Below are 22,771 nucleotides of genomic sequence, written 5' to 3' on the forward strand. Positions count from 1 at the left end.
GCCTTGCATACAAAAAAGGGTACAGTCCGCCCGACGAGCCAGAACAGACGGGTACAGCTTAAGCGCAGTGACAGCGACAACAAGCCGTCGGTTTTCTGATTTGGAACAAATTAGGAGGGCGACTATGCGCAGCCTATGTTCGTGGAGGAAGTGCCGAGTAGCAGTCATAGCAGCATCGCTCGCGTGTGTTTCTGCTGGGTTCATGCCCGCTACTGCGGTTGATCAGAGTTACGCCGGGGAGAATTCCCTACCGCCCGGGATCGTGGCGGCAGATCTTGAATATACCGGTCGAGTCACCGTTGGAGGAGAGTCGGTGACGGTGAAGATCGCGTCCCCCAACAAGAACGGGGTGATGACCTTCGAGGGGACGGCAGGGCAGCGGATCAATATCGGTTTCAGCAATGTTACACTCACACAGTTTCATGTGTCGGTCTATGGGCCGGATGGCAAGGTGGTGCCAAGGCACGTCTCCGCGGTGAAGAACTATTATGCGACTATGGGCGAGCGGCCACGATCCTCACTGACGACAGTGCATACATCCATGGCAGCCTACGAATTTTCAACCGATTCTGCGGCTGCAATCTCCCCTAGCCAGATGAACGGTGCAAGTGTGGATCTTGAGGAATTGCCTGTGACGGGCGCCTACACAATTTTTTTGGATCCTCTTAGTACCTACACGGGAAGCGTGACGATCACAGTTTCGGGTGAGATCGAGGGTCAGATAGTGCCTCACGGGCTACCGGTGATTGCCGATATCAATCGGGTCGGGCAGAAGATCCGCTATACATTCTCAGGGGAGAGTGGCCAAACAGTAAGTTTGCAATTGAGCGACGTAACCATCCGGAGTGGGTATGTATCCATTGTGACTCCAGATGGACACTTGTTAGGAAAGCCGACATCCTTTGTGTCTGGGACAGCTGGCGGTGCTATGATACCGGGGCAAGTTCTTCCTGCCACGGGAAATTATGCCATCCTGGTCGAATCGGATCTAAGTTACACTGGAAGACTAAAGCTTTGGCTTTATAACGCACCAGAAGTCAAAGGGACTCTGACTCTCAACCAGGCCACGGTGAGACCAAATCTAACTGTGCCGGGTCAACGGGCGCGTTATACGTTCAACGGGACTGAGGGGGAAAGGGTCAACCTCGGTTTTACCGAGGTTTCAATTCCTATGACGACTGTAGCCATACTGAAACCGGATGGCAGCAAGTGGGAATCCACCACAGTTGGCCCAAGTGGCGGTAGTATCGATCCCCTGACGCCTCTCCCCGCAAGCGGCGCCTATACCATTGAAGTGGAGCCGGTTAGCAACTATACCGGCAGCATGACGGTTGCTCTTTCCTCCCCAGCTACAGGTACGATCGCTGTTGATGGGGTTTCAGTGCCTGTTAGCGTAACCAAGGTTGGTCAGACGGCACGCTACACTTTTAGTGGCAAGGCCGGGCAAAGGGTGAATCTTGGGCTTTCGTCGGTGAGCATTACGTCCAGTTCAGTCTCGCTTCTCACATCAGATGGGACGATTCTTGCCTCAACGGCGGTTGGTACGGCTGGTGGGAGCCTCCGAGGTCAAGATCCCTTGCCAACGGATGATTCCTACACGGTTCTGGTCGATCCGGTTGGCGGCTACACCGGCAAAATAACATTAACTCTCTCAAGCGAGATTTCAGATTCATTAAAGGCAAATGCCCCTCCTAAGCCCATAACGGTCAGCCGTGTAGGTCAAAACGGTCGCTACACGTTTTCGGGGGATGTGAATCAACAGGCTACCATCAAGATCAGTAACAATAGGCTTGGAAACGTGACTGTGAAGCTCTATAGCCCGACCGGCATTCTGCAAGCTGGAATCACGAGTTCCGAATCGAGCTTTGCCCTTAATCCGGTCACATTGGCTTCGGCAGGTTCATACACCGTTACCATTGATCCTGCGTTGACTGAAACCGGCAGTGTTCACTTGCAGGTCATCAGCCAGTAGAAGCTGCGCATGACATGAATAGAGGCGATCACTCGCCTGTATTCACATCGAAGCCGATTAAAAGAGGGTGGGGAAAAAACTTCCCACCCTCTTTTTGTGTCACATCACCGACGACTACACGTTCAGGACACGGATTTCCACCATGCGAGTGAGGAGGTGACTTCTCGTCGAGAAAGACACAAGCTTTGCCGTCGTTGCTCCTGAGGACCTTATCCTTTCAAAACCGGAATGGGCGAAGGATAGCCGCAGTTCCATACAGCTCGACGATGTGCGGAACGTACTCAGGTCTGTGAAGACGCTTGACTATATGTACATGAAGCGATGGGCGGATCATCTGGGGTTGATCGCTCTGTATCGCGAGATTCAATCATGAATGATACCCCGCCTGAGGTGGACGAACGGTATCGGGCGATGCTCATGCAGCGCACGGGAGAAGAGCGACTGATCATGGGTGCGCCATGCGCGACACGGCTTGTGCACTGGTGGAAGCGTCCCTGCGGGAACAGAACCCGCAGGCTACGGAGGCAGAGATTCGGAAAGGCGTGTTCCTTCGCTTCTACGGCCACGAATTCGACGCTCCGACGCGTGACAAGATTCTCGCCGCCATCGAGCGAGCAGCGAAATCGGCCCCGCGCTGACTGATTGCCGATTCGAGATACGCCACCATTCGTCACGCCGGGCTCTCGTTGATCGAACACACAGAGGCCTAGTCATCGCTTGACTCAAGGATATACAGCGATCCATCAGTGCTCGTAAGCTGACCTGAAATTGCTCTCTGACTCCAATTCATTTCGGCAGCATCTCATCACATCGACGATCGTGCTGTATGAAGTCTACAAGAAGATCAAACGGGAGCGAGGCGAGGAAATGGCCTTGCAGCTTGCCGGGCGCCTCCATGCGACTCACGTGATCCCATTGACGGAGTCGAGCGCGCTCCTCGCCGCTGATCTGAGCCTCCAGCACGGACTGGTCATGGCGGATGCGATGGTGTATGCCACAGCACGAGATCAGGGGGCCGAGATCCTCACCGGTGACGCGGATCTCGAAGGCTTGCCCGGCGTGGTGTACATCAAGTAGGGGGGTATCGTGATCTCTTCTGCGACCATAGCCGGTTCAGAAGAGATGGGCGTCTGTGCGCAGGGTTGGCGAAGACGCATCGCAGTGCACGCTTTATGCGTCAGCTGGGAAGTTAGGGTAAACACAAATCGTCATTCCGTCCCATGCATGATTCAAGGTCCGATCTCGAATAAGCCTCGCGGTTACCGAAAAGCAAAGAATGATTTACACATAAGGACAACTTGTTATTCTTTGCCAAGCAGGTTCGCCACTGTTGATTGTTGCAAAGCAACTCTATACAAGGCATGAAACAACATACCACTCCTTTGCTCGTACGTGCGCAGCGCACTGCTCGACTAGAGCGATTGTCCCTGCATACAGGGCCTTATGATGAGAGCTGGCTTCAAAACCTTTGCTATGACAATCCTACGCTGCTGCCGATTGATGAGATTGAACCCTCATTCTCCGGAATCGTTCCGATTTGCCGTGAACTTCAAACGGATTCTGGAGCATGTGATCTAATTTATCTCAATGAAGACGGATTTATCACCATCGGAGAATGCAAACTGTGGCGAAATCCTGAGGCTAGGCGTCAAGTGGTCGGGCAAGTCCTCGATTACGCTAAAGACCTGTGCAAGTGGACCTATTCAAAACTTGAACAGGAATGTCTCAAGGCGAGAAAAGGACCAGAGAGTTCTCTCTATAGCATAGTGGCAGCTGAAATCCCTGAGCTCGATGAACAGAAATTTATTGATCATGTCCAGCACAATCTGACACTGGGTCGATTTCTACTCCTCATCATTGGTGATGGCATCCGTGAAAACATGGAGGGTTTGGTTCAATACATTCAGGGCCAGGGCGCCTTACACTTTTCGTTGTCACTTCTTGAAATCCCAATCTTCAAAGGCCTTGATGATAACGATTTGCTTATTACCCCTCGAGTTCTTGTGAAGACGAAGGAAATTGAACGGACGATTGTCCGCGTGATTGATCACTCTACAAGTAGGCCTCTCTCGCAGCCCGATGAGCCAGCAGCTCGTACCGTTTCTGAAACGGTATTCTATGAGCGGCTCGCTTTGGTCAGAGGGAAAGGCAATGCCGACAACTTAGAGACATTTCTCGGTAACCTCCATAAGGATCTGGGTATTCTCTGTAAATTGGGCCGTGGGAATCGGCTATCATTGAACATCAAATCGCCGAACGACACGTACAACTTTGGATCTATTCAGCAGAACGGTGAAGTCTGGTTCTATGGCAGCGTGACGAATGCCGATCGGCTCGGCGGTAAACAGATTGGATTGACTTATCTGAAAGATTTGGCCGTTCTGGTTGGTGGAGAGCTAGACACCAGCCTTAAAGAATGGAGTTGGGGAGTGAAGCGATACCGGCAATATATTATGGTGGATGATTACCTTGCACACAGTAGCCAATGGAAGGGACTGATTCAGAAAACTCTTCAGGCATTCCAGCAGGCTGAAGACGCATAATCTCACGGGTACCCGCATCGCGATGATCATTGAGAGCCGAAGTTGGATCTTGTATTGCGCACGTAGAGAGTCGGTTGCCCGCTACTACCGCTTTAGTTAGAAGGAAGCCAGTCTGCTACAGATGAGGTGTCAGCGCGTCCGCTCGACGGTCTCGCTCGTGAGGTGCGAGATTGGCCGATCCGGCATGGCAACAAGGAACAGGCCACGCTTCTTCGGCTCGACGGGAAGCGGTGCCGGCTCGATTTCAATCAGTCTCTGCCGCTAGCGGATCTCTATCGTTATACCAAGCTGTAATCCTGCTTCTCGCCGTAGTTCCTTGGGAATTACCAATCGCCCGACAGCATCGATGGTAGTTTTCATGTGATGAACGATACGATTTCGTTCCTCGTCCTACAAGCATGACTGGCCACGCTCAACGTGGGAAGGGGTAATAATGGGTGCTATTGAGGCACTTGCCGGGGAGCCGGTGTGAATCGTGTGGATTACGGCGTTTCCGATGCCGCAAGGGAGGGCAGTGTGGTGAGGACTAGGTCAGCGGCCTTCTCGTCCGATTTCAGCGGCGGGATCATCTGTGGACGCTGGGTCGTACTGAACTGTGATTTTGACGCCCAGGCGACTTTTTGTCGCACGAATCCACTGACCTCTCCGAGGCTGATCTTTCCATCGCGGTTCGTATCCGCTTCTCCGCGCAGCCCTCGCAACAGGTAATAGGTGAAGAGACCGTGACGATGGGCGTCGTCTTCGACTCCAGCCGCGAGGCCCTCGACGGCGATCAATCGAATCGTGTTCTCCCCATCCAGGTCCCATCGCGGGGTGGCGGGTGTCTTGGCCTGATCGACAATGGGAGAAGTTCTCCCGTCGAAGATCAAGATGGCCTGCTGTGGGCTTAGTTTGGTGAGAACTGATTCGAGCGTGCTCAAGCGGTACAGGCTGGTGGGGATCTTTGTCCCATCATAGGGGACGAGCATGATTTCCCCTCTTGGAGAGACCATCGCCTGGCCAGAAACATAAATGATCACAATCCCGTCCTTCGTCGAACGAGCCGGGAGCCATTCGCGCAAGGTTTTTTCGATATGCGCAGACGTGGCCGTGCGATCCGTCAGGAGAGCGATATTGGACGACGGCACGCCCCCGAGCGTCTGGAAATACTTGGCAACCGCCTCTGCATCCTGTGCCGCATACTTGCGTGATGGAATCTGCTGGGTGAGGGTTGCACTGAGGCCGATGGCAATAACGGAAGTTTCAGGGTGCCGAACGGTTGATGTTTGTGGCGACACATGATCGACATTGTTCCCTCTGGATCCTGTCGGGGCAATCGTGAAGGACAGGGTTTGCGGTGGGGCTGAGGTTCCGCTGCGTTCTTCCACGATCACCCGAATCTCGACTTGCTCTGCTTGTGCGAGCAGGGGGAGGGTCGCGACAAATTCCAACGACTTTGTTTGGCCCGGTTGCAGCGGCGGAATTCTCAAGACGGTCGTGGGAAACTGTTCGAGGACGAGCCGAGTCCCGGTCAAAGAAGCCGAGGCGTTCTCCACCGGTGTTGCGCCGGTGTTGACGACGTCGACGCGGACACGGATATGTTCGCCCCCTTCAAGCAGAAGGTCGCTATTTTCATCGAGGAGGAGCGCCTTGAACCGGAGCGCGGTCGAAGCGCTGGTAAGGGCTGGTGGTGGTTGGGCAAGTACTGGGTTCAACGTGGGGGGGGTGATGGACGTTCCCGGCGATGGAGCAGTTGGTTCGGTCGAAGTGAGACCGTTCTGGCTCATGGCGACCTGCTTGGCAGTGAGGGACACACGGGTCGAAAAGTCGATCGTGGTATCGCGAATGAACGGATCAATGACGTAATCGCAATTCTTTGAGAGTTGTTCAAGTCGCAGTCGTTCTTGGCGTGACACGGCGATGTCCGCTTGCCGGAGCAATGTTCCCGTCTGGTCGTAGATACGAGCGATCGCGTTGAGATGTAAGACGGCAGGGGCACGGTCGTAGAGGGCCTCTTTATTGAGGTCGAATGACGAGTCAACCAGGTCCACCTGAACGAGATGATCAGGGGGAGGACCAGTTTCGTCGTTCTCCGAGATCACCCGGGTGAAGGTTCGGCGAAAGCCCTCCTGTAACGCGTCTTGCAGGCGTCCTCCTAACGGAACCTCCTGGATCTGCCCGCATGAATCCGTGTAACGAAGTACGAGGTTCTTCAGGGCGGCGGACGTTTCCAGTTTGGCACTGGCGGAGAGGGGAGTGCCCATCGGAGGGAACTCAAGATGTGGAGCGCAGCCGGTGAGGACAAGGAGTGTCCCACCAATCCAAACCCCTGCCAGAGTGCGGATACCGCTGAGTCGGTTGCGTTCGGTCACTGCCTGGGCTATTTCTGGTAGCATGTTGGAACTGACCGTCTGTCACGGTACTGGAAACTTCACGTGAATGCAACGGGTCCATAAGGAATCCTGTCGAGAGCAAGTTCACTTGCTCTATCATGGAGGAGATTTGCCGTGCATCCGCCGATCCATCGGATCGGGTTCCGTTCCCGTGGCACAGCCTTTTCTTCTTTGAAGCCTATAGAACGAGTAGTGTAAGATAGATAGATTGTTCGGCTGGTGGGAGACTCATTTCCAAATAGGACTCTGAAGCAGAGTCACATCCTGGAGGAATTCAGATATGTTCATGTGGACTCAGCAAACGACGAACGTGCTCATCGCTTGTGGGTTGACCCTGTCTGCTTTCGTCGGAAGCGGATGCGCGACACCCGTCTCGGCCGCAGGGGTTCCTCCAGCATGGGCCCAGGGATTCTCAGAAATTGTGAAAAAGACGACGCCGGCCGTCGTCAACATTGCCGTCACCGGTGGTGGGGAAGGGAGTCGGAGGCGAGGAGGGATTCCTCCCAATCCATTCGGAGCCCCGCCTCCTGGGGATGAGCCCGGTGGTGAGTCACCGACTCCGCCAACCCCACATGGGCCTCCCGGTCCGCACGGCAAACCTGACCAGAGTGCCGGTTCCGGAGTCATCCTCGATTCCAGCGGATTTATCGTGACCAACAATCACGTTGTGGAAGGGGCGACCCAGATTACGGTGACGTTGAATGATCGGCGGGAGTTTTCCGGCAAGGTTGTCGGGACCGATCCCAAAACCGACTTGGCGGTCATCAAGATCGAGGCCAAGGATCTGCCGTCGCTCAAGTGGGCTGAGTATGAGAGGCTCCAGGTCGGGGACTTGGTGTTGGCCGTCGGGAGTCCATTTGGTCTGAGCTCGACCGTGACGCTCGGCATTATCAGTGCATTGGGGCGTGGCAATGTCGGAATCGCCGACTATGAAGACTTTATCCAGACCGATGCGGCCATCAACCCTGGAAATTCGGGTGGAGCGCTCGTCAATATGAACGGAGATCTGATCGGGATTAATACCGCGATTTTCTCGAGGACCGGCGGATCGGAGGGCATTGGGTTTGCGATTCCCAGTAGTATCGCGCTCGATATCGTGGATAGTCTCCAAAAGACGGGGAAAGTCGTACGCGGATGGATGGGCGTGGCGATTCAGGAAATCACGCCGGCCTTGGCGAAATCGTTCAAACTTCCGGAACAGCGGAAAGGCGTGTTGATCAGCGACGTCAATGAAAATGGCCCCTCGCATGCCGCGGGAATCAAGCGGGGCGATGTGGTGGTGGCCTTTAACGGGAAAGAGGTGCAGACGGTGAGTCAGCTGCGCAACCTCGTTGCCAGAACGGTCGTCGGCAAAGATGCCCAGGTGAAGGTCGTCCGCGAAGGGAAGGAGCAGGTCATTGCCGTGAAGGTGGCGGAGCGTCCCTCGGATGAAGTCTTGGCGAAGAAGGAGCCGGGGCCACCGAAGGAATCGGGGGAGCAAATCAAGCCACCGGACAATGTCTTGGCATCGCTTCGTGTTCAGGCGCTGGACAATGCGTTGATGAGCCAATTGAACATCCCTGCCAAGACGGCAGGTGTGGTGATCACCTCGGTGGAGCCGGGCGGACAGGCGGAAGCGGCCGGCTTGCAGCGCGGCGATGTCATCCAAGAAGTCAATCATGAATCCGTGAAGACACTCAGCGAGTACCAGAAGGCCGCCGAGAAAATTAAAAAAGATGAGCTCGCGGTGTTGCTCGTCAACCGTCAGGGGAACAGCCTCTTCGTGGCGATCAATCCGAAGTAAGGCGCACAAGGGCATTTGTTGATCTGTCGATCTGTTGACTGCCAGAAGCCCGATCGTCGGATCGACAGATTCCACAGTGACGAGGCTCTGTGTTGAACAAGCTAAACCAGTGGCTGCAAGACTCGGTCTTCAAGCCACTGGAGGACAAGAAGATGCCGGTCATGGAACACCTGGTGGAGTTCCAGGTCCGGCTGACCCGTGCGGTGATCGCGTTGGCGGTCGTGTTCATGGGGACCTTCTTGTATGCCGACACGTTGGTCAAATGGCTGCGCATTCCACTCCAGAACATGTTTGTTCCCAGTCAGCTGACATGGGAACCGACTGATCTCCCGACCGTGCCGTTTGTCTTTCTTGCCCCGGCGGAGGCGCTCTGGCAGAACGTCAAGGTGGCGGGCTTGTGTGCCATTGTGCTCGCCCTTCCGTATCTGCTGTATGAGATCTGGCGATTCGTGGTTCCGGGGCTGCACGCACAAGAGCGACGGTTTGTCGGACCGTTTGTGTGTGTAAGTGCGGCGGCGTTTTATGCGGGGGCGGGCTTTTCATTTTTTTTCGTTCTGCCGTTTGCGTTGAATTTTTTGATTTCGTACGGCGTCAACGCAGGATTTGCGCCGCAGATTTCCATTGCGCAATATGTTGGCTTCGCCCTCTGGTTTCTGATGGTATTCGGGCTGATTTTTGAGGTGCCGTTGGCGCTGACGCTCATGGCGAAGCTCGGGTGGGTGGACGCGCCGTTCTTGATTCAATATTGGAAGTGGGCCCTGTTAGGGTCGTTCGTGATTTCCGCTATCCTGACGCCCACGCCGGACCCGTTCAATCAAACGTTGATGGCTGGTCCCATGTTTCTACTCTACTGGGTCGGAATTTTTGGCGCGAAAGTGTTTGGAAAGAAGACGGAAGCCGAATCCAGCCGGCCGTCAGTTCCAACGGTCGTGATGGCTGGAGCTGGAGCCGGAAGGAGTGCGGCGGGGGTGGCGATGTCGAACTCCTCCGCGAACGATGACTATGTGGGCGTTCCTGGGGGACGACAGCAGTAGCGTCGTAAGCGAGCATGATGGGTATTAACGAACCTGATTGTTAGAAAGCACATTCATGACACGTGAACTTAATGTGATCAATAACAGTGGAAGCGAGGATGCCTGCACCTACATGTGGGCTTGCGCCATCTGTGATGAAACAGAGCGATGTCAAAAGGATAAAGAAGGGCATAGCCGTTGGCTGGTGGCCAAGCGGATGGAGCGGATTGAGTACAAGGTGCTCATTATGAGCAATAAGGGTGGTGTGGGGAAGAGTACCTGCACTACGAACATTGCGGTCAGTTTGGCGCTCAAGGGATGGCATGTTGGCATCTGTGATATGGACATCCATGGCCCCAATATTCCCAAGATGGTCGGGGCCGAAGGACAGAAGCTCAAGATCAGCACTTCCGGGGGGATCATTCCCTTCCAGGCGTACAATTTGAAGATCGCCTCCATGTCGTTTCTGCTGCAGAACTCGGATGATCCTATTATCTGGCGAGATGCCTATAAGTATGAATTCATCAATCAGCTGCTGGGCGGAGTCGATTGGCAAGATCTGAATTTTCTCCTGATCGATCTTCCTCCTGGTACCGGCAACGAATCAGTCACCACGATCGACTTGCTCGGCCAGGTCAGCGGCGCGGTCATCGTCACGACTCCTCAGGAAGTGGCGCTGCTCGATTCGCGCAAGTCAGTGACCTTTTGTAAGGATAGTGACGTGCCGATCATCGGCATTGTGGAAAATATGAGTGGGCTTGAGTGTCCACATTGCCATACGCATATCGATGTGTTCCGAAAGGGTGGTGGGGAAGCTTCCGCGAACGATATGGGGGTTCCCTTCTTGGGGCGAATTCCGCTCGACCCGGATGTAGTCACCCAATCGGATGCCGGGGAACCCTTTGCGCTCTTCAACTCTGATACGCCCACGGCGGAGGCCTACCATCAGATTGCCAATCAGGTCGAAGCGTTCTGCAAGAAGGGGGCATCGCTTCTGAAAGTAGGAAAGCCGACCGCCGGGCCGATGAGAGGAATACGCCAGTGAAAGCTGCCGATGCCATGACTGGTTTGACCCAACTCCACGATGCACAACGAGTGGTGCTTGATGCCACGCCGGTGTTAGGAATTGAAAAAGTCTCGATTGTGGATGTCTTGGGCCGTGTGCTGGGTGAGAACATCGTTGCCGAGCGGGACAATCCGCCATGGGACAACTCTGCCATGGATGGGTTTGCGGTGAGGTGGGAGGATATCAAACAAGAGCATGCTATCCAGAAGCCGGTGACGCTTTCGATTATTGAAGATGTTCCCGCCGGGACGATGCCGACAAAAACGGTTGGGCCTGGTCAGGCAATCCGGATCATGACCGGTGCCCCGATGCCCCGAGGGGCGGATACGGTGCTCAAAGTCGAGGACACTGAGCCGACACCGGCATCCGTGCGCGTGTTGAAGCAGGAACCGAAGGGCGCCAACATCAGGCCCCAGGGTGAGGACGTCAAGAAAGGCGACTGCATCATCGCCCAGGGGACCAGGATTCGTCCCGGTGAGGCTGGGATGCTGGCGATCCTTGCGAAGGCACTGGTGTATGTCTATCAGCGGCCTCGGGTGGCGATTCTGTCGACCGGCGACGAATTGGCTGATTTGGATGAGCGCTTCAGTGAAGAGAAGATCATCAACTCGAATAGTTACGGCATGGCCGCGGCTGTGCAGGAAGCCGGAGGGGTTCCGCTCTTGCTCGGTATTGCCCGCGATACACCAGCCGCCCTCAAGGAGAAGATTTCGCAAGGGTTGAATGCCGATATCCTGGTCCTGTCCGGTGGAGTTTCGATGGGTGATTATGATTTCACCAAAGCGGTCTTCCGTGAGCTCGGGGCCGAGATGAACTTTTGGAAACTCGCGATCAGACCCGGGCAACCCTTGGCATTTGGCAGGATCCAAGGCAAGCTGGCCTTCGGCCTTCCTGGTAATCCCGTGTCCTCCATGGTGACGTTTGAGCAACTCGTAAGACCGGCACTGCAGAAGATGAGCGGTTGCCGGACCTATGGACGGCCGGTGCTGCAGGCGATCTTTCAGGAGAAATTTTCCAAGCGTACTGATCGGCGTCATTTCTTGCGAGGGGTCCTGACACGAGAAGAGGGGGTCTTCAAGGTTCGCACGACCGGTGACCAGGGTTCCGGTATTCTGACCTCAATGGTGAAGGCGAATTGTCTCATCGATATCCCGGTAGAGACGGAGCGACTTCAGCCCGGTGACGAGGTCACGGTCCAGTTGTTGAGCGGCGAGGCCTGGTCCACAAGAACCGAACAGATCCATTCCGGAGCCCATCGGCTCTCTTGTTGCTAACGAGACAAACTGCACGGTCACAGCATGTCCATTCCAATCGTTTCGTTTATTGGTCGCTCGAATAGCGGAAAGACCACGTTGATTGAGCGGGTCATTCCTGAGCTCGTGCGGGCCGGGTATCGTGTTGCAACGGTAAAACACGCCGGTCACGGATTCGATCTCGATACCGAAGGAAAAGATAGTTGGCGCCATAAACGCGCCGGCGCCGGCAGTGTCATCGTCGTGTCGAAGGGGAGTCTCGCCCTCTTTGCCGATGTATCCGAACAGCTCAAGGTGGAAGAAGTCCGAGACCGTTTCCTGGATCACTCGTACGATCTCATCATTGCGGAGGGATGGAAGAGTGAGGACTATCCCAAGATCATTGTCGTGCGCGATCAGTTGGAGGAAGTTTCCTATTCGTCCGACGGTCTTCTCGCCGTCGTGTCCGATAGGCCGGTCGATCTTCCAGTGCCTGTGTTGCATCTGGACGATGTCGCTGGCGTGGCCGCACTCTTGATTCGGCAGTTTCCCCTTCGGCACCGGGAGCATGAGCTGGACGTCTAGGACCACGATTGCGTTGGCCGTCATGGTCGGGGCTGTCGCTCTGGCGGGGATTGCGATTCCATTGACTAATCAACCTGAGTTCTGTGCCGGATGCCACACCATTGCGCCCTCTTACCAGAGTTGGGCGAAATCCTCACATAAAGACATCAGCTGTGTTGCCTGCCATGTGCGGCCTGGGCTTCACGGGTGGCTTACGGACAAGGTGTTGGCTGGGGCCAAGGATGCAGCCATCACGCTCCTGGGGACTCCGACGGAGGCGCACAATCTGAAAGCGACGGTGGATTCTGGCGTCTGCCTAAGCTGTCATCGACACATTCTTCGTGTCTCGGAAATTGCGTCCCGCGATCTCCCGCTACCGGTGAAGGAGGTGGGGTTAGTCGTGAGTCATCGCCAACATATGGAGGCATTCACGGTTCGCGGACAGGGAGAAGGCTGTACGACCTGTCATGCCGGTGTCGTGCATGATGAACCGATCAAGGGCTATCCCATTGTGATCCCACGTGGCCATGTGTCTGCCGACAGCAAACCATGGTATCCCCTCTATCCGGAAGGGTCCTCCCTGCGCACGAGAGCCCTCAGCGATTGTTTCCGTTGCCATGATGGAAAGACGCAGCATGACGGTAGGGTGTTGGACAGAAAATGTGACACGTGCCATAGCCCCGAGAAGATCAGCGGGGCCTTGTTGTTCAATTGACTCAACCGGCATGATGAGCTCGATGGCGAGTCCCGTTTTGAAAGTGTCACAATTGACGAAGCGCTTCGGCGACTTCACGGCAGTGAATGGCGTGTCGTTCGAGATCCGGCCGGGAGAGATTCTCGGATTGTTGGGGCCTAATGGGGCGGGCAAGACAACGACGATTCAGATGTTACTGGGGTTGGTGACACCGACATCGGGCTCCATCGACGTATTCGGTCTGGATTTGTCGACGCACCGGGAGGAGATTTTACAACAGGTCAACTTTTCGTCTACCTACATCTCAATGCCCCAAGCGTTGACGGTTGAGGAAAATCTCTGGGTGGTGGCGAGGTTGTACGGACTCTCCGATATGGCGAAACGGATCGACACGGTAGTGAGAAAACTTGAGATGGAAGAGTTTCAACGCAAAGTCACCCGCAAGCTGTCATCCGGGCAGATGACGCGGCTGGCGCTGGCCAAGGCCATTCTCACGGAGCCGCGCATTCTCTTTCTTGACGAACCGACGGCGAGTTTGGACCCTGATGTGGCGTACAAGATCAGAGCTCTGTTGAAAGAGGAGCAGCGAGCATCAGGCCTGAGCATCTTATACACTTCCCACAATATGCGGGAGATGGAAGAAATGTCGGACCGGATTATTTTTTTCCAGCGCGGGCGGCTGGTGGCCGAGGGGACAGCACAAGCCATCGTTGATCGATTCGGCCAAACCGACCTTGAGGAGGTGTTTTTGAAGTTGGCACGGGAATCAACGGCTTCTTTGCCATCATGATACATCCCCTTATCGATTTCGTCTTGGGGTTTGTCACCGGAGGGTTGGTCGTCAGTACGGCCTGGGGACTGTTTTGGCTGGTCGTGAGCCTGATAGGCCGAGCTCGAGGAACTTGCGGATGGCTGATTGTGTTCAAAAGTACGATCGCCGGGGTGGTTCCATTTTCATTGGTGGGTGCGCTGCTCTGGTGGATGGGAGGACCGACGAGCCTGACGCTGTTGTTCGGCGTGGGGCTTACTGGGGTGCCGACCCTGCTGTTGGGGCTCTGGTTGCGCCGGATGCCTGATGGGCGACGGGCAGGGACTCATATGGTGGCTGGGGTCAGGCAGTTGATGGCAGAACTGCTCAGTCCACAACAGGGATGCGGTGGTTGTCATCATGAGCACACACATGAGTCCTGCGGATGAAACTTCATCGGATCACGGCACTGATCTTCAGGCATCTGTATCTCTATCGAAGAAGTTTGCCGCGGATCATGGAGATTTTCTATTGGCCGTTTCTCGATCTCGTGATTTGGGGATTCATCACGTTGTATCTTGTACGGTATCAACCACAGGTTCCCGGGTTCGTGACGTTCTTCTTAGGGGCGCTCATCCTCTGGGACATTCTCTTTCGTGCGCAGCAAGGGATCACGATCACGTATCTCGAAGAACTCTGGGCACGGAATATCATGAACTTGTTTGCCAGCCCGCTGAAGCCGAGCGAATTTCTCGCGGCGACGATGGCCATGAGCGTGATGAAGGTCACGGCGGTCTCAATCATCATGGCAGTCTGTGCCCTCATCTTTTATTCCTATAACGTGCTGATGATCGGTTTGTGGCTTGGTCCCTTCGTGCTGAATCTCGTCGTCACTGGCTGGATCATCGGCGTGTTGACTACATCGCTCATCATGCGATTTGGGCAGGAAGCCGAGGTCTTGGCCTGGAGCACGGTCTTTCTGTTTCAACCAATCTCGTGTGTCTTCTATCCCTTGGAGATCCTGCCGGACTGGCTTCAGGGGATTGCATGGGTGAACCCGGCCGCACATATTTTTGAGGGGATGCGGGCGGTCTTAGCGACGGGACAGGCGCCGCTCACGCACCTGGCCTGGGCTATCGGGCTCAACGGAGTACTGGTGATCGGTGTGGTCGGCTGGTTTTATCGAACGATGACCTATTGCAAAGATCAGGGGCTTTTGGTTCGAGTTGGGGAGTAAGGTTGTAATTAGCGAATCTCTATGCTACTGTTGCTCTGACTCGTATCGACCGGGGCCTCGCGATACTGAGTGACTATCAGAGAAGGCCCACAATGTCGATGTTGCCTTGTCCGGGAATCTTGTCGGAAGTCAGACCTAAGCCGCTGCATCGATCGCGTCTTCGGCCCGCTCCTTCCCCGTTCCTCGTGCTCAAGACAATGTCATTATCCTAAAGGAGGAACCCCAATGGGTTCGAAGATCTATGTCGGTGGGTTGCCCTACTCGGCGACCGAGCAGCAATTGAGTGACTTATTCGCGGCGCATGGTGCAGTGGCTTCTGCCCGCATCATCACGGATAAGTTCACCGGGCAATCCCGGGGATTCGGCTTTGTGGAAATGTCGTCCGATGCCGAAGCTCAAGCTGCCATCACGGCACTCAACGGGTCAGAAATGGGTGGCCGGACGCTTACAGTCAATGAAGCACGTCCCCAGGAGCCGCGGACCGGTGGTGGTGGCGGGCGTGGTGGATTCGGTGGAGGCGGTGGTCGCAGCGGAGGCGGTGGAAAGCGCGATCGCTGGTAAGTAATCGGTTCCAGACATTTGGACGGAGGGGCTGCCATCATGTGTGGCAGCCCCTCTTTTTTTATCAGCGAAACAGGTAACGCGTGCTGTCTTGTGGGGGCCAATGTCGGCCAGGGTGTGAGTGGAATCATGAATGGAATGCCATCATCAGTAACATCAGACGACGTGAGTACATTTTCGTTTCGAAGCAGTCCCGTATTGGTGATTGAAAACTTTTGGTCCGCCGAGGAGCGACAGTTCTTTCGTGACGGGATGAATCAGGCGGCTTGGAAAAGTCTCTCAGATCTTCCCTCTGTCCGGGAAGACTTTCCGCAGTCAGGAAACTGGGCGAAAGCAGAAATTGGTCCTCCGGAGGGGCAGCGGTTCCTGTCGCGGATTCAATTTCCGTTCATCCATGACCACATCGAGTCCTTCCCCGACATTGTCGGGCGACATTTGGGATTTAGCTACTACTCGTATGCGGCAGGCGATTGTCTCCTTACCCATGACGACACGGATCAGGGGCGACCGATTGCGGGGCGGCGGACCCTGCATCGTCGGATCGCTGTGGTGACCTATGTTCATGAGGAATGGCAGCCGGATTGGGGAGGGGAATTGATCCTCTATACTTCGCGATCAGGTGGCCACGCTGCTCAACCTGATCTGTTCCCGACTCATTGTATTGAGCCGCGCCCGGGATCCTTGGTGATGTTTACCGTCCCTCGATTTCATCGGGTTTGTCGAGTCGATGCGACGGCTGGCCAGCACCGGAGGTTATCGATCGCCGGATGGTTTATGACGGAGCATGCGTAGTAGCGAGACGTAACGTGGTCCGGACAAGAAACGATCTGCTCGGCTAACCGAACCACTCGGCATCATTGGCGGCACGGGGGGGCGGTTCCACTCCAAGGGGCATTGGCGGTTGTGAGAGTACGTTTTTTACCAGGGCGAGCAAGCGCTCACGTTCGAACGGTTTTGCCAGAAACGGGAGTGTTCCCCGTTTGATCCCGTGGCTCACCAGGTCTTTCTCAGGGTTGCCGGACATCAGAATGATGCGAAGCTCGCTCCGGATCATGGTGGCTCGAACGGCCAGCTCATGACCATGGACGTGTGGAAATTGGTTGGAGGTTGAGGCGAGCTGAAAACCTGGTGGTGGTAACACAAGGTCTGTCAGCAAGAGATCGATTGGTCCCTTATGTTGGGTGCAGATCTTGAGGGCCTCCGAGCTGCCCTCGGCTTCAAGCACGGTATATCCCGCTTCTTCGAGCATCATTCTGCAGAGTCTGATGATCGCCGGTTCGTCGTCGACGACTAACATTGTTGGAGAGCTGGCTTGCGCCGGAGCACGTTGCGGACTGGTCATCGATTGCGTCTCCCATCTCCATCATAGTGCTGGACAAGTCAAAGAGCGAGAGAAACCGTTGTTTCAGCCTGGAACGACATATCCGGTGAGGCCAAGATTTGATGGGAGCAGTAGCTGTCTTGGGCAAGGCTGTGAGGTAGGGTGAGATGCAGATCAATCCAGGCTAGTCCGATTTTTGATTGCGTCCAGTCGGTTTTTATCCAGACTGACGTGCACTGATTTTTCCTGGGTCACGATCACCGCGCCAGGGGCCTGCCCCTTGGCTTTCTTCACCCACTTACGCCTGGTGTAGATCACATCGCCTTTGCCGCTTTTCTTCAGATCGCTGTAGAGCAGGGCCAGTGTAGCCGCGTCACGAAGCGTTTCCGGTGGAGGCTCTATCCCTTTCCCTAAGCGAACGACGACGTGTGATCCTGGTGTTCCACGCGCATGCAGCCACAGGTCGTCGCTCTTGGCGAGACCAAATGTCAGTTCATCGTTTTCTCGCGCATTGCGTCCGACGAAGATCGGCAGCCCATCGGTCGAGGTAAATCGACGGAATGGACCACGTGGCTGATCAACGGCACGAGGCGTCGTCCTGGTGGCGACGTTTGGACGGGGAGAAGGTGCGGCAGGTGGAGTCCAGGTTCCTTGCTCGATGTCCCGAAGTTCTTGGCGTAACCGCGCGAGACCAAGCTCGGCTCGTTCGATGCGCGGTTTGAGTTCTCTCTCAGCGGCAAGATATTTTCGGTGCTTTCGAAAATAGTCGTCCATATTGCTCTGGGGAGATTTCATGGGGTCGAGGGGAATCCTGATGGTGGGGAGCTGGTCATCGAAGTAATCGGTCACCTCAATCCGATCGGTTCCCTTCGTGATGGCTCCAAGGTTGGCCTTGATCAATTCTCCATACCGGGCATAGGCGTGGTAGGCGGCTGCTTTTGCAAGGTCACTCCGCCAGGCCTCGATCAACCGCTGCTCTTTCTTGAGCGTCTTTTTTAGAGCACGTAGGCGTTCTTCTTTGATCCGGTCGACGGCCAGTACGGATTCCTGCTCACGGTAATGGGCATCGATCGCCTCTGAGACAGGGTGTAGACCTCCGATGGTATCTGCGAAACGACTCGGTGCCTGTTTCTGAGATGTGGTGCTTTGACTCGGTGGCTCATACAGTTTTCCAATATTCGTGCATTGGCGAGTCAAATCTCGCAGGACTCGGCGTTCGGCATCGAGGACCAGGAGATTGGCCTTGGCCCCAGTCAATTCGCACATGATCGTGCAAGGTCCGTCTCGACTGGTGATCTGTAGTTCGACGATGCGGTCGTTCTCGATCTGATGGATGCCGTCGAGTCTGGCCCCTTGAAAACGGGCTCGGAGAAACTGGCAGAAAGGGGGAGGTGTCGGAGGATTCAGATGAGAGCCGGTGGTGAGGTGGAGTCTCGCGCTGTCCGGCTCGCACGAGATGAGCAGCCGATGGGTCTCGCCCGGCACCCGAATATCAAATACGATGGTGCGGGCCTGTGGTTGATGAATCTTCTGAATCCAGCCGCCCTGCAACAGCGGAGCAATCTCCGCGAGGACCAGGGTCAGATCTGTCCTGTTTAGTATCATGAGAGTCTTTCACCATTGAGAGGCAGGGCATGACTTCCCTCACTGCCGTGCCTCAGCGTGTAGAAAGCTCCATGTTAGTGCCTGCCGAGGAAGAATATCCAGGCACTCATGATGGTGTGCTGGCTCATGCTGGCAAAGGACAATACTGCGTCGCTTAGCTTCGCACTTGCACCCACTTTCTCGCTGCGCTAGAGTCCTCCCCACCATTGCGCGCACTCGTCTCACTATGCACCTGCTCGATCCGCAGCCTCTCATCAAACTGCAGCATGAATTTCGTCTTTCGATGCGTCGACTCTACGCTGATCTGTGTCGGGAACTGCACGCTGACTACGTTGACCTGTCGAGAGAGCTGAAGCTTCCCACTGGGTTCTTTGACCATCTCCGGTCAGCCTTTCCGTTGGAGTCCTATTCTACCTGGAAAGTGGTCGGCTGGATCGAGACGCTGAATGATCTTGTGTATCTCCTCGATGTGTATCGGCAATTGAAAATAGAGCAGGATCGGACCGAGTTTGCAGCGCAGTTTTTCGACGAATGCCGGGAGAAGTTTTTTGAGCATGGCTACTTTGACGACATATTCCCAAGTGGCCGTCCGCACGTACGTGGTCTGGAGAAACGGTTGTGGGCCTTGTGTCGACGGTTGGCGGGGGAGCTGACGCAGGAGGCCCTCTGGTTTGATCCGGGGTTGTCGGTCACATGGCTGCGGCGGCAGAAGATGGGACGGTGGGATATACCGGGAAACCTGAAAGAGCATTTTGAGCGGGCCAAGCTTCCAGGAGCCATTTCCACTGGTCTGACTGGAGTCTGGTGTCAGGCACCAGATGATATGCGGAAGGTTTTGTCTCACTCGTCAGGAGCGGTGGTCTTTCGAGTGGAGTCCGGTCGGATAAAAGTGAGAGTCGGCAGAACGGTGTCATCGGTCTGGTCTGTTCAGGGAAAGGCAGGGCAATGGTATTGGGCGTACTGCTCTCCTATGGTTGCCGCCAAGGGCAAGCCTGATCCCGTCACCGTTGGCCCAACGTTGGTTTATGGGAAGGACCGTCAACCCAAAACCGTGAAGCCTACTGGTCCGAGACAGGTTGATCGAATCACTCGTGCTTGGGAAACGATCCGACTCGCGTGGACGGAGGGGCACGATCTCTTAACGTTGCTCACTGACCGCATTATTCCGCTGCAGGCAAAAGGTGTCGTCAGTTTCAGTTATCGCCACCAGCCAGGGCTGTCCTTCATCAACTGTTTTGATCGTAGCAACCTTGATTTGGTCGACGATCTCATCCATGAGAACAGCCATCACCATCTCAATTTGCTCTTGCGAAAGCAGGTCATGTATCGCGGCGACCGCAACCAGCAGATCTTCTACTCGCCCTGGCGACGAAGCCTCCGTCCGCTGCGGGGCATTCTCCATGCGACCTTTACCTTTACCATGGGAGCGCTCTTGTTCGAGCGGCTTTCCTCGTGGGGAGTCGGCCGTCATGGAGCATCAGAGTGGAAACGGGCGGGGCTGACCATGCGAGATTTGCAGCGAGCTCGATTCCGCTGTCTGGAAGAGCTGGCTTCCGTCCGTTACTCACTGCAAGATTTGCATTATGCCGATCACCATCTTGGATGGCTGACGGGCTCAGGCCGGCGCTTAGTTGGACAGCTCAGCGACTTGATTGATCGTGTCGAGCGCAACAGCAAGCGCATGACACGTGAGATCGACCGTTCTTCGTTTGCTCCCGCCTTGCGGAAACATCTCAAGGAACTGCAGACAGCCCGCCACACGTATGGGCCGATGCGCATCACTCCCGTCACATCGTAGAAGGTGCTCTATTTCTTGACGAGCAGTCCAATCGGAGTAGACTCGGTCGCAAGAGGTGAGAACTATGCGCGACCAGGAGAAAAGACAACAGGGCTGTGTTGCACGGGTTGCTCTACTCGGGTGCTTCTGGAGCATGACAGTGGTCGTTGGGGGGGCTGTTGCCGATGCGGCCACGATCGAGAACTCCAAAACCATCAAGATTGAGAAGTTGCTGACGCTGATCCGAGTCTCTGAACTTGAGTCGGAATACGAGACGCTCACGCAAAAGTATGTCAGCGAGTATGAGCAACAGATCCGAAAGTCCATTGCGGTCAGCTATCCCACTGTGTCAGGTGAGACCAAGAAGGAAATAGAACGGCTTCTTGATGCCTTTCTCAAAGACATTAGGCAGTCAATGGGGAAGATGGAAACCCTCCATGATCATCTCAAACAGGCGTACTCGAGAAATTTTGGTGAAGATGAACTGGATCGTCTGATTGCGCACTATTCCTCTCCGGTCGGTGAAAAAGATGCCGGGATGAAGAAGAGTGCGGCCATCGAATACAACACGATGTGGACGGCTCAGTTCATGAACCAATACAAGGCTCGAGTGGAAAAACTGTTACAGGTGGTTGCGCTGGTCGCGCGAGGCAAGGCGAAGCAGGGGGCATAGCGGCACGATCTCACTCCGGCCTCCCATCCATTCTCGACGTGTCTTGTTCTGTAACGAATCTCCGCAAAAGGATTGATGCAATCGGACTAGTGTGACTGGTCGCTTGATCGTCTAGAGTGGGAGGGGTAAGGTGGAACCGAAACGTAGGCGAATCACCAATGGAGTAATAGTCAGCAGCGCCCTTGTCTTCTGTGTCGGTCTGGCAGATGTGGGGCAGGCCCTATCCACGCCAGATCGGTCATCGCCATACGTCGTTTCGTGGAATCGGACCCTCCCAACGGAGATGCGGTTTGTCGTGCTGGCAAACTTCAACAGCGAGGCGGTATTGGATCAGAATACAGGATTGGTTTGGGAGCGATCCCCCGTAACAGTCCTCACTGACTGGAAGTCGGCTCGGTTTTCCTGTCTGAACAAGACGATCGGTGGCCAGAGGGGGTGGCGGTTGCCGTCGATTGTGGAACTGACCAGCCTGCTTGATCCATCCGTCCAAGATTCTGGTTCCATGCTTCCTTCCGGCCATCCGTTTCTCAACAACCCGTCGGGGTTCTATTGGTCCGCTTCTGCGGATGGGGAATCCTCAAAGGCTTGGCATCTCCACCTGAGCAATGGTCATGTGCATATGACCGGTAAAGCGTCCACCTTTAAAGCTTGGTGCGTGCGGGGAGCAAGTACAGGGGCTCAATAGTGAGCAGTTGTGTTCGGTGACGATGTGTGAACAGCGGGTGTGACCTCCTCATTCTCCAATAGCGCTTCGCAGGCAACTCAACCTCGGTATAGCCTTCAGATTGAGGATTGCGTTCCCCTTTCCCTTGCACCAGGGAAGCCAATGAACAAGCCAACTTTGTCCTACACACCAGTGAGCCTATGAGGTTGATACACGCAGAGGAAGCGTAATCGTTCCGATATCCCTCCATCTAGACATTCCTTGGAGCACGTTGTAACACTGTAAGGACGCGAGGTGAGGAATGATCAAAAAATTACAAAAGCACGGCAACAGTGCTCCGCTGATCATTGAAAAGCCGGTGATGCAGGCACTGGGTATTACAGAAGAAACGCCACTTCAAGTGACGGTGAATGGGAATGCACTCGTCATCACCCCGGCGAATGTCGGCGTCGGTCCTGAGCGCATGAAGGCCACGATTAAAGAGCTGTGCAACAAGTATGGGCTGATGCTCAAGCGACTCGTGGACTGAGGCGGTGGAAGACATCTTCTTCCTCGGCGTGGATAACGTGTTATTGCTCCACACCGATACTATCGAGATTGGCTGTGGCTCATATGGTATACGAGATCACAGTTTGCTCGATGCTGCCATAGCCATGCCTCGTCAACAGTTCGGAGGCAACTATCTCCATCAAGATCTTCCCGGAATGGCGGCTTCTCACATGTTCCACATCTCACAAAGTCATCCCTTTATTTATGGAAGTAAGCGGACAGCAGTTCTGTCGGATCTTGTCTTTCTCAGCCTGAATGGAATCCGAGAACTTCCCGATCTCAATGAGCTAGAGCGTGTCACGCTTCAGGTGGCTGCTGGCGAAATGGGTAAGGATGCGTCGACGCGGTGGATTCGGAATCAAGTATCTGGGAAGAAATAGGGCTAACCGAACTTGGG

The 22,771-nt window shown here is 55.0% G+C and carries 24 protein-coding genes; 21 read left to right on the forward strand and 3 right to left on the reverse strand.

From position 1 onward, the window contains the following. Nucleotides 1-202: 202 nt before the first annotated feature. The 5 genes from ACYX34_RS06330 to ACYX34_RS06350 all read left to right on the forward strand — a co-directional run bounded on the left by ACYX34_RS06330 (nucleotide 203) and on the right by ACYX34_RS06350 (nucleotide 4,809). Nucleotides 203-1,972, forward strand: coding sequence for a hypothetical protein (locus tag ACYX34_RS06330; RefSeq protein ID WP_462075708.1), 1,770 nt, complete (start codon nucleotides 203-205; stop codon nucleotides 1,970-1,972). Between the two features lie 458 nt (nucleotides 1,973-2,430). Next, a complete protein-coding gene (locus ACYX34_RS06335) occupies nucleotides 2,431-2,610 on the forward strand; it encodes a hypothetical protein (protein WP_462075709.1) in 180 nt (59 codons plus the stop codon). A gap of 130 nt (nucleotides 2,611-2,740) precedes the next feature. After that, a complete protein-coding gene (locus ACYX34_RS06340; RefSeq protein ID WP_462075710.1) occupies nucleotides 2,741-3,049 on the forward strand; it encodes a PIN domain-containing protein in 309 nt (102 codons plus the stop codon). Nucleotides 3,050-3,333: 284 nt separating this feature from the next. After that, complete coding sequence (locus ACYX34_RS06345; RefSeq protein ID WP_462075711.1) at nucleotides 3,334-4,515, forward strand: hypothetical protein; 1,182 nt, start codon at nucleotides 3,334-3,336, stop codon at nucleotides 4,513-4,515. A gap of 126 nt (nucleotides 4,516-4,641) precedes the next feature. Further along, the gene (locus tag ACYX34_RS06350) at nucleotides 4,642-4,809 is read left to right on the forward strand and encodes a hypothetical protein (protein ID WP_462075712.1); all 168 of its coding nucleotides are present in this window, start codon (nucleotides 4,642-4,644) and stop codon (nucleotides 4,807-4,809) included. Nucleotides 4,810-4,997: 188 nt separating this feature from the next. On the opposite strand, the gene ACYX34_RS06355 is transcribed toward ACYX34_RS06350, so the two are convergent. Then, nucleotides 4,998-6,890, reverse strand: a complete 1,893-nt coding sequence (locus tag ACYX34_RS06355; RefSeq protein WP_462075713.1) for a caspase family protein — start codon at nucleotides 6,888-6,890, stop codon at nucleotides 4,998-5,000. A 277-nt stretch (nucleotides 6,891-7,167) separates the two neighbouring features. Here ACYX34_RS06355 and ACYX34_RS06360 point away from each other — a divergent pair, with 277 nt between their 5' ends. The 11 genes from ACYX34_RS06360 to ACYX34_RS06410 all read left to right on the forward strand — a co-directional run bounded on the left by ACYX34_RS06360 (nucleotide 7,168) and on the right by ACYX34_RS06410 (nucleotide 16,577). Beyond that, complete coding sequence (locus ACYX34_RS06360; RefSeq protein ID WP_462075714.1) at nucleotides 7,168-8,670, forward strand: Do family serine endopeptidase; 1,503 nt, start codon at nucleotides 7,168-7,170, stop codon at nucleotides 8,668-8,670. 89 nt (nucleotides 8,671-8,759) lie between these two features. Next, nucleotides 8,760-9,704 carry a twin-arginine translocase subunit TatC gene (gene tatC, locus ACYX34_RS06365; RefSeq protein WP_462075715.1) on the forward strand — a complete coding sequence of 315 codons (945 nt, stop codon included), beginning with the start codon at nucleotides 8,760-8,762 and terminating at the stop codon, nucleotides 9,702-9,704. A 55-nt stretch (nucleotides 9,705-9,759) separates the two neighbouring features. Next, a complete protein-coding gene (locus tag ACYX34_RS06370) occupies nucleotides 9,760-10,728 on the forward strand; it encodes an Mrp/NBP35 family ATP-binding protein (protein WP_462075716.1) in 969 nt (322 codons plus the stop codon). Continuing rightward, entirely contained in the window at nucleotides 10,725-12,023 is a 1,299-nt protein-coding gene (locus ACYX34_RS06375; RefSeq protein ID WP_462075717.1) for a molybdopterin molybdotransferase MoeA, read from the forward strand. The genes ACYX34_RS06370 and ACYX34_RS06375 overlap by 4 nt, the downstream gene beginning before the upstream one ends. 24 nt (nucleotides 12,024-12,047) lie before the next feature. Next, a complete protein-coding gene (gene mobB / locus ACYX34_RS06380; RefSeq protein WP_462075718.1) occupies nucleotides 12,048-12,566 on the forward strand; it encodes a molybdopterin-guanine dinucleotide biosynthesis protein B in 519 nt (172 codons plus the stop codon). Next, nucleotides 12,550-13,260 (forward strand): cytochrome c3 family protein, encoded by a 711-nt coding sequence (locus ACYX34_RS06385; RefSeq protein WP_462075719.1) that lies wholly within the window; start codon nucleotides 12,550-12,552, stop codon nucleotides 13,258-13,260. Before mobB ends, ACYX34_RS06385 begins: the two co-directional genes overlap by 17 nt. Nucleotides 13,261-13,282: 22 nt before the next feature. Then, nucleotides 13,283-14,029, forward strand: a complete 747-nt coding sequence (locus ACYX34_RS06390) for an ABC transporter ATP-binding protein (RefSeq protein WP_462075720.1) — start codon at nucleotides 13,283-13,285, stop codon at nucleotides 14,027-14,029. Next, the gene (locus ACYX34_RS06395) at nucleotides 14,026-14,436 is read left to right on the forward strand and encodes a hypothetical protein (protein ID WP_462075721.1); all 411 of its coding nucleotides are present in this window, start codon (nucleotides 14,026-14,028) and stop codon (nucleotides 14,434-14,436) included. The genes ACYX34_RS06390 and ACYX34_RS06395 overlap by 4 nt, the downstream gene beginning before the upstream one ends. Then, nucleotides 14,433-15,224, forward strand: a complete 792-nt coding sequence (locus ACYX34_RS06400) for an ABC transporter permease (protein ID WP_462075722.1) — start codon at nucleotides 14,433-14,435, stop codon at nucleotides 15,222-15,224. Before ACYX34_RS06395 ends, ACYX34_RS06400 begins: the two co-directional genes overlap by 4 nt. Before the next feature lie 225 nt (nucleotides 15,225-15,449). Next, on the forward strand, nucleotides 15,450-15,785 hold the full coding sequence (locus ACYX34_RS06405) for an RNA recognition motif domain-containing protein (RefSeq protein WP_462075723.1): 336 nt from the start codon (nucleotides 15,450-15,452) through the stop codon (nucleotides 15,783-15,785). A gap of 165 nt (nucleotides 15,786-15,950) precedes the next feature. Continuing rightward, nucleotides 15,951-16,577, forward strand: a complete 627-nt coding sequence (locus ACYX34_RS06410) for a 2OG-Fe(II) oxygenase (RefSeq protein ID WP_462075724.1) — start codon at nucleotides 15,951-15,953, stop codon at nucleotides 16,575-16,577. A gap of 43 nt (nucleotides 16,578-16,620) precedes the next feature. Here ACYX34_RS06410 and ACYX34_RS06415 read toward each other — a convergent pair whose 3' ends face one another. Next, nucleotides 16,621-17,127 carry a response regulator gene (locus ACYX34_RS06415; RefSeq protein WP_462075725.1) on the reverse strand — a complete coding sequence of 169 codons (507 nt, stop codon included), beginning with the start codon at nucleotides 17,125-17,127 and terminating at the stop codon, nucleotides 16,621-16,623. A gap of 153 nt (nucleotides 17,128-17,280) precedes the next feature. Then, the gene (locus ACYX34_RS06420; RefSeq protein ID WP_462075726.1) at nucleotides 17,281-18,711 is read right to left on the reverse strand and encodes an Rqc2 family fibronectin-binding protein; all 1,431 of its coding nucleotides are present in this window, start codon (nucleotides 18,709-18,711) and stop codon (nucleotides 17,281-17,283) included. 226 nt (nucleotides 18,712-18,937) lie between these two features. Between ACYX34_RS06420 and ACYX34_RS06425 the strand changes: the two genes are divergently transcribed. The 5 genes from ACYX34_RS06425 (at nucleotide 18,938) to ACYX34_RS06445 (ending at nucleotide 22,754) form a co-directional block, all read left to right on the forward strand. After that, nucleotides 18,938-20,509, forward strand: coding sequence for an aKG-HExxH-type peptide beta-hydroxylase (locus ACYX34_RS06425; RefSeq protein ID WP_462075727.1), 1,572 nt, complete (start codon nucleotides 18,938-18,940; stop codon nucleotides 20,507-20,509). Between the two features lie 133 nt (nucleotides 20,510-20,642). Then, nucleotides 20,643-21,161: a DUF2059 domain-containing protein gene (locus ACYX34_RS06430; RefSeq protein WP_462075728.1), complete on the forward strand. Its 519-nt coding sequence runs from the start codon at nucleotides 20,643-20,645 to the stop codon at nucleotides 21,159-21,161. A 130-nt stretch (nucleotides 21,162-21,291) separates the two neighbouring features. Continuing rightward, nucleotides 21,292-21,846: an Lcl C-terminal domain-containing protein gene (locus ACYX34_RS06435; protein WP_462075729.1), complete on the forward strand. Its 555-nt coding sequence runs from the start codon at nucleotides 21,292-21,294 to the stop codon at nucleotides 21,844-21,846. Between the two features lie 280 nt (nucleotides 21,847-22,126). Then, nucleotides 22,127-22,354, forward strand: coding sequence for an AbrB/MazE/SpoVT family DNA-binding domain-containing protein (locus tag ACYX34_RS06440; protein ID WP_462075730.1), 228 nt, complete (start codon nucleotides 22,127-22,129; stop codon nucleotides 22,352-22,354). Nucleotides 22,355-22,391: 37 nt separating this feature from the next. Then, nucleotides 22,392-22,754, forward strand: coding sequence for a type II toxin-antitoxin system death-on-curing family toxin (locus tag ACYX34_RS06445; RefSeq protein WP_462075752.1), 363 nt, complete (start codon nucleotides 22,392-22,394; stop codon nucleotides 22,752-22,754). Nucleotides 22,755-22,771: the final 17 nt, after the last annotated feature.

The sequence above is a fragment of the Nitrospira sp. CMX1 genome (genome assembly GCF_054902215.1).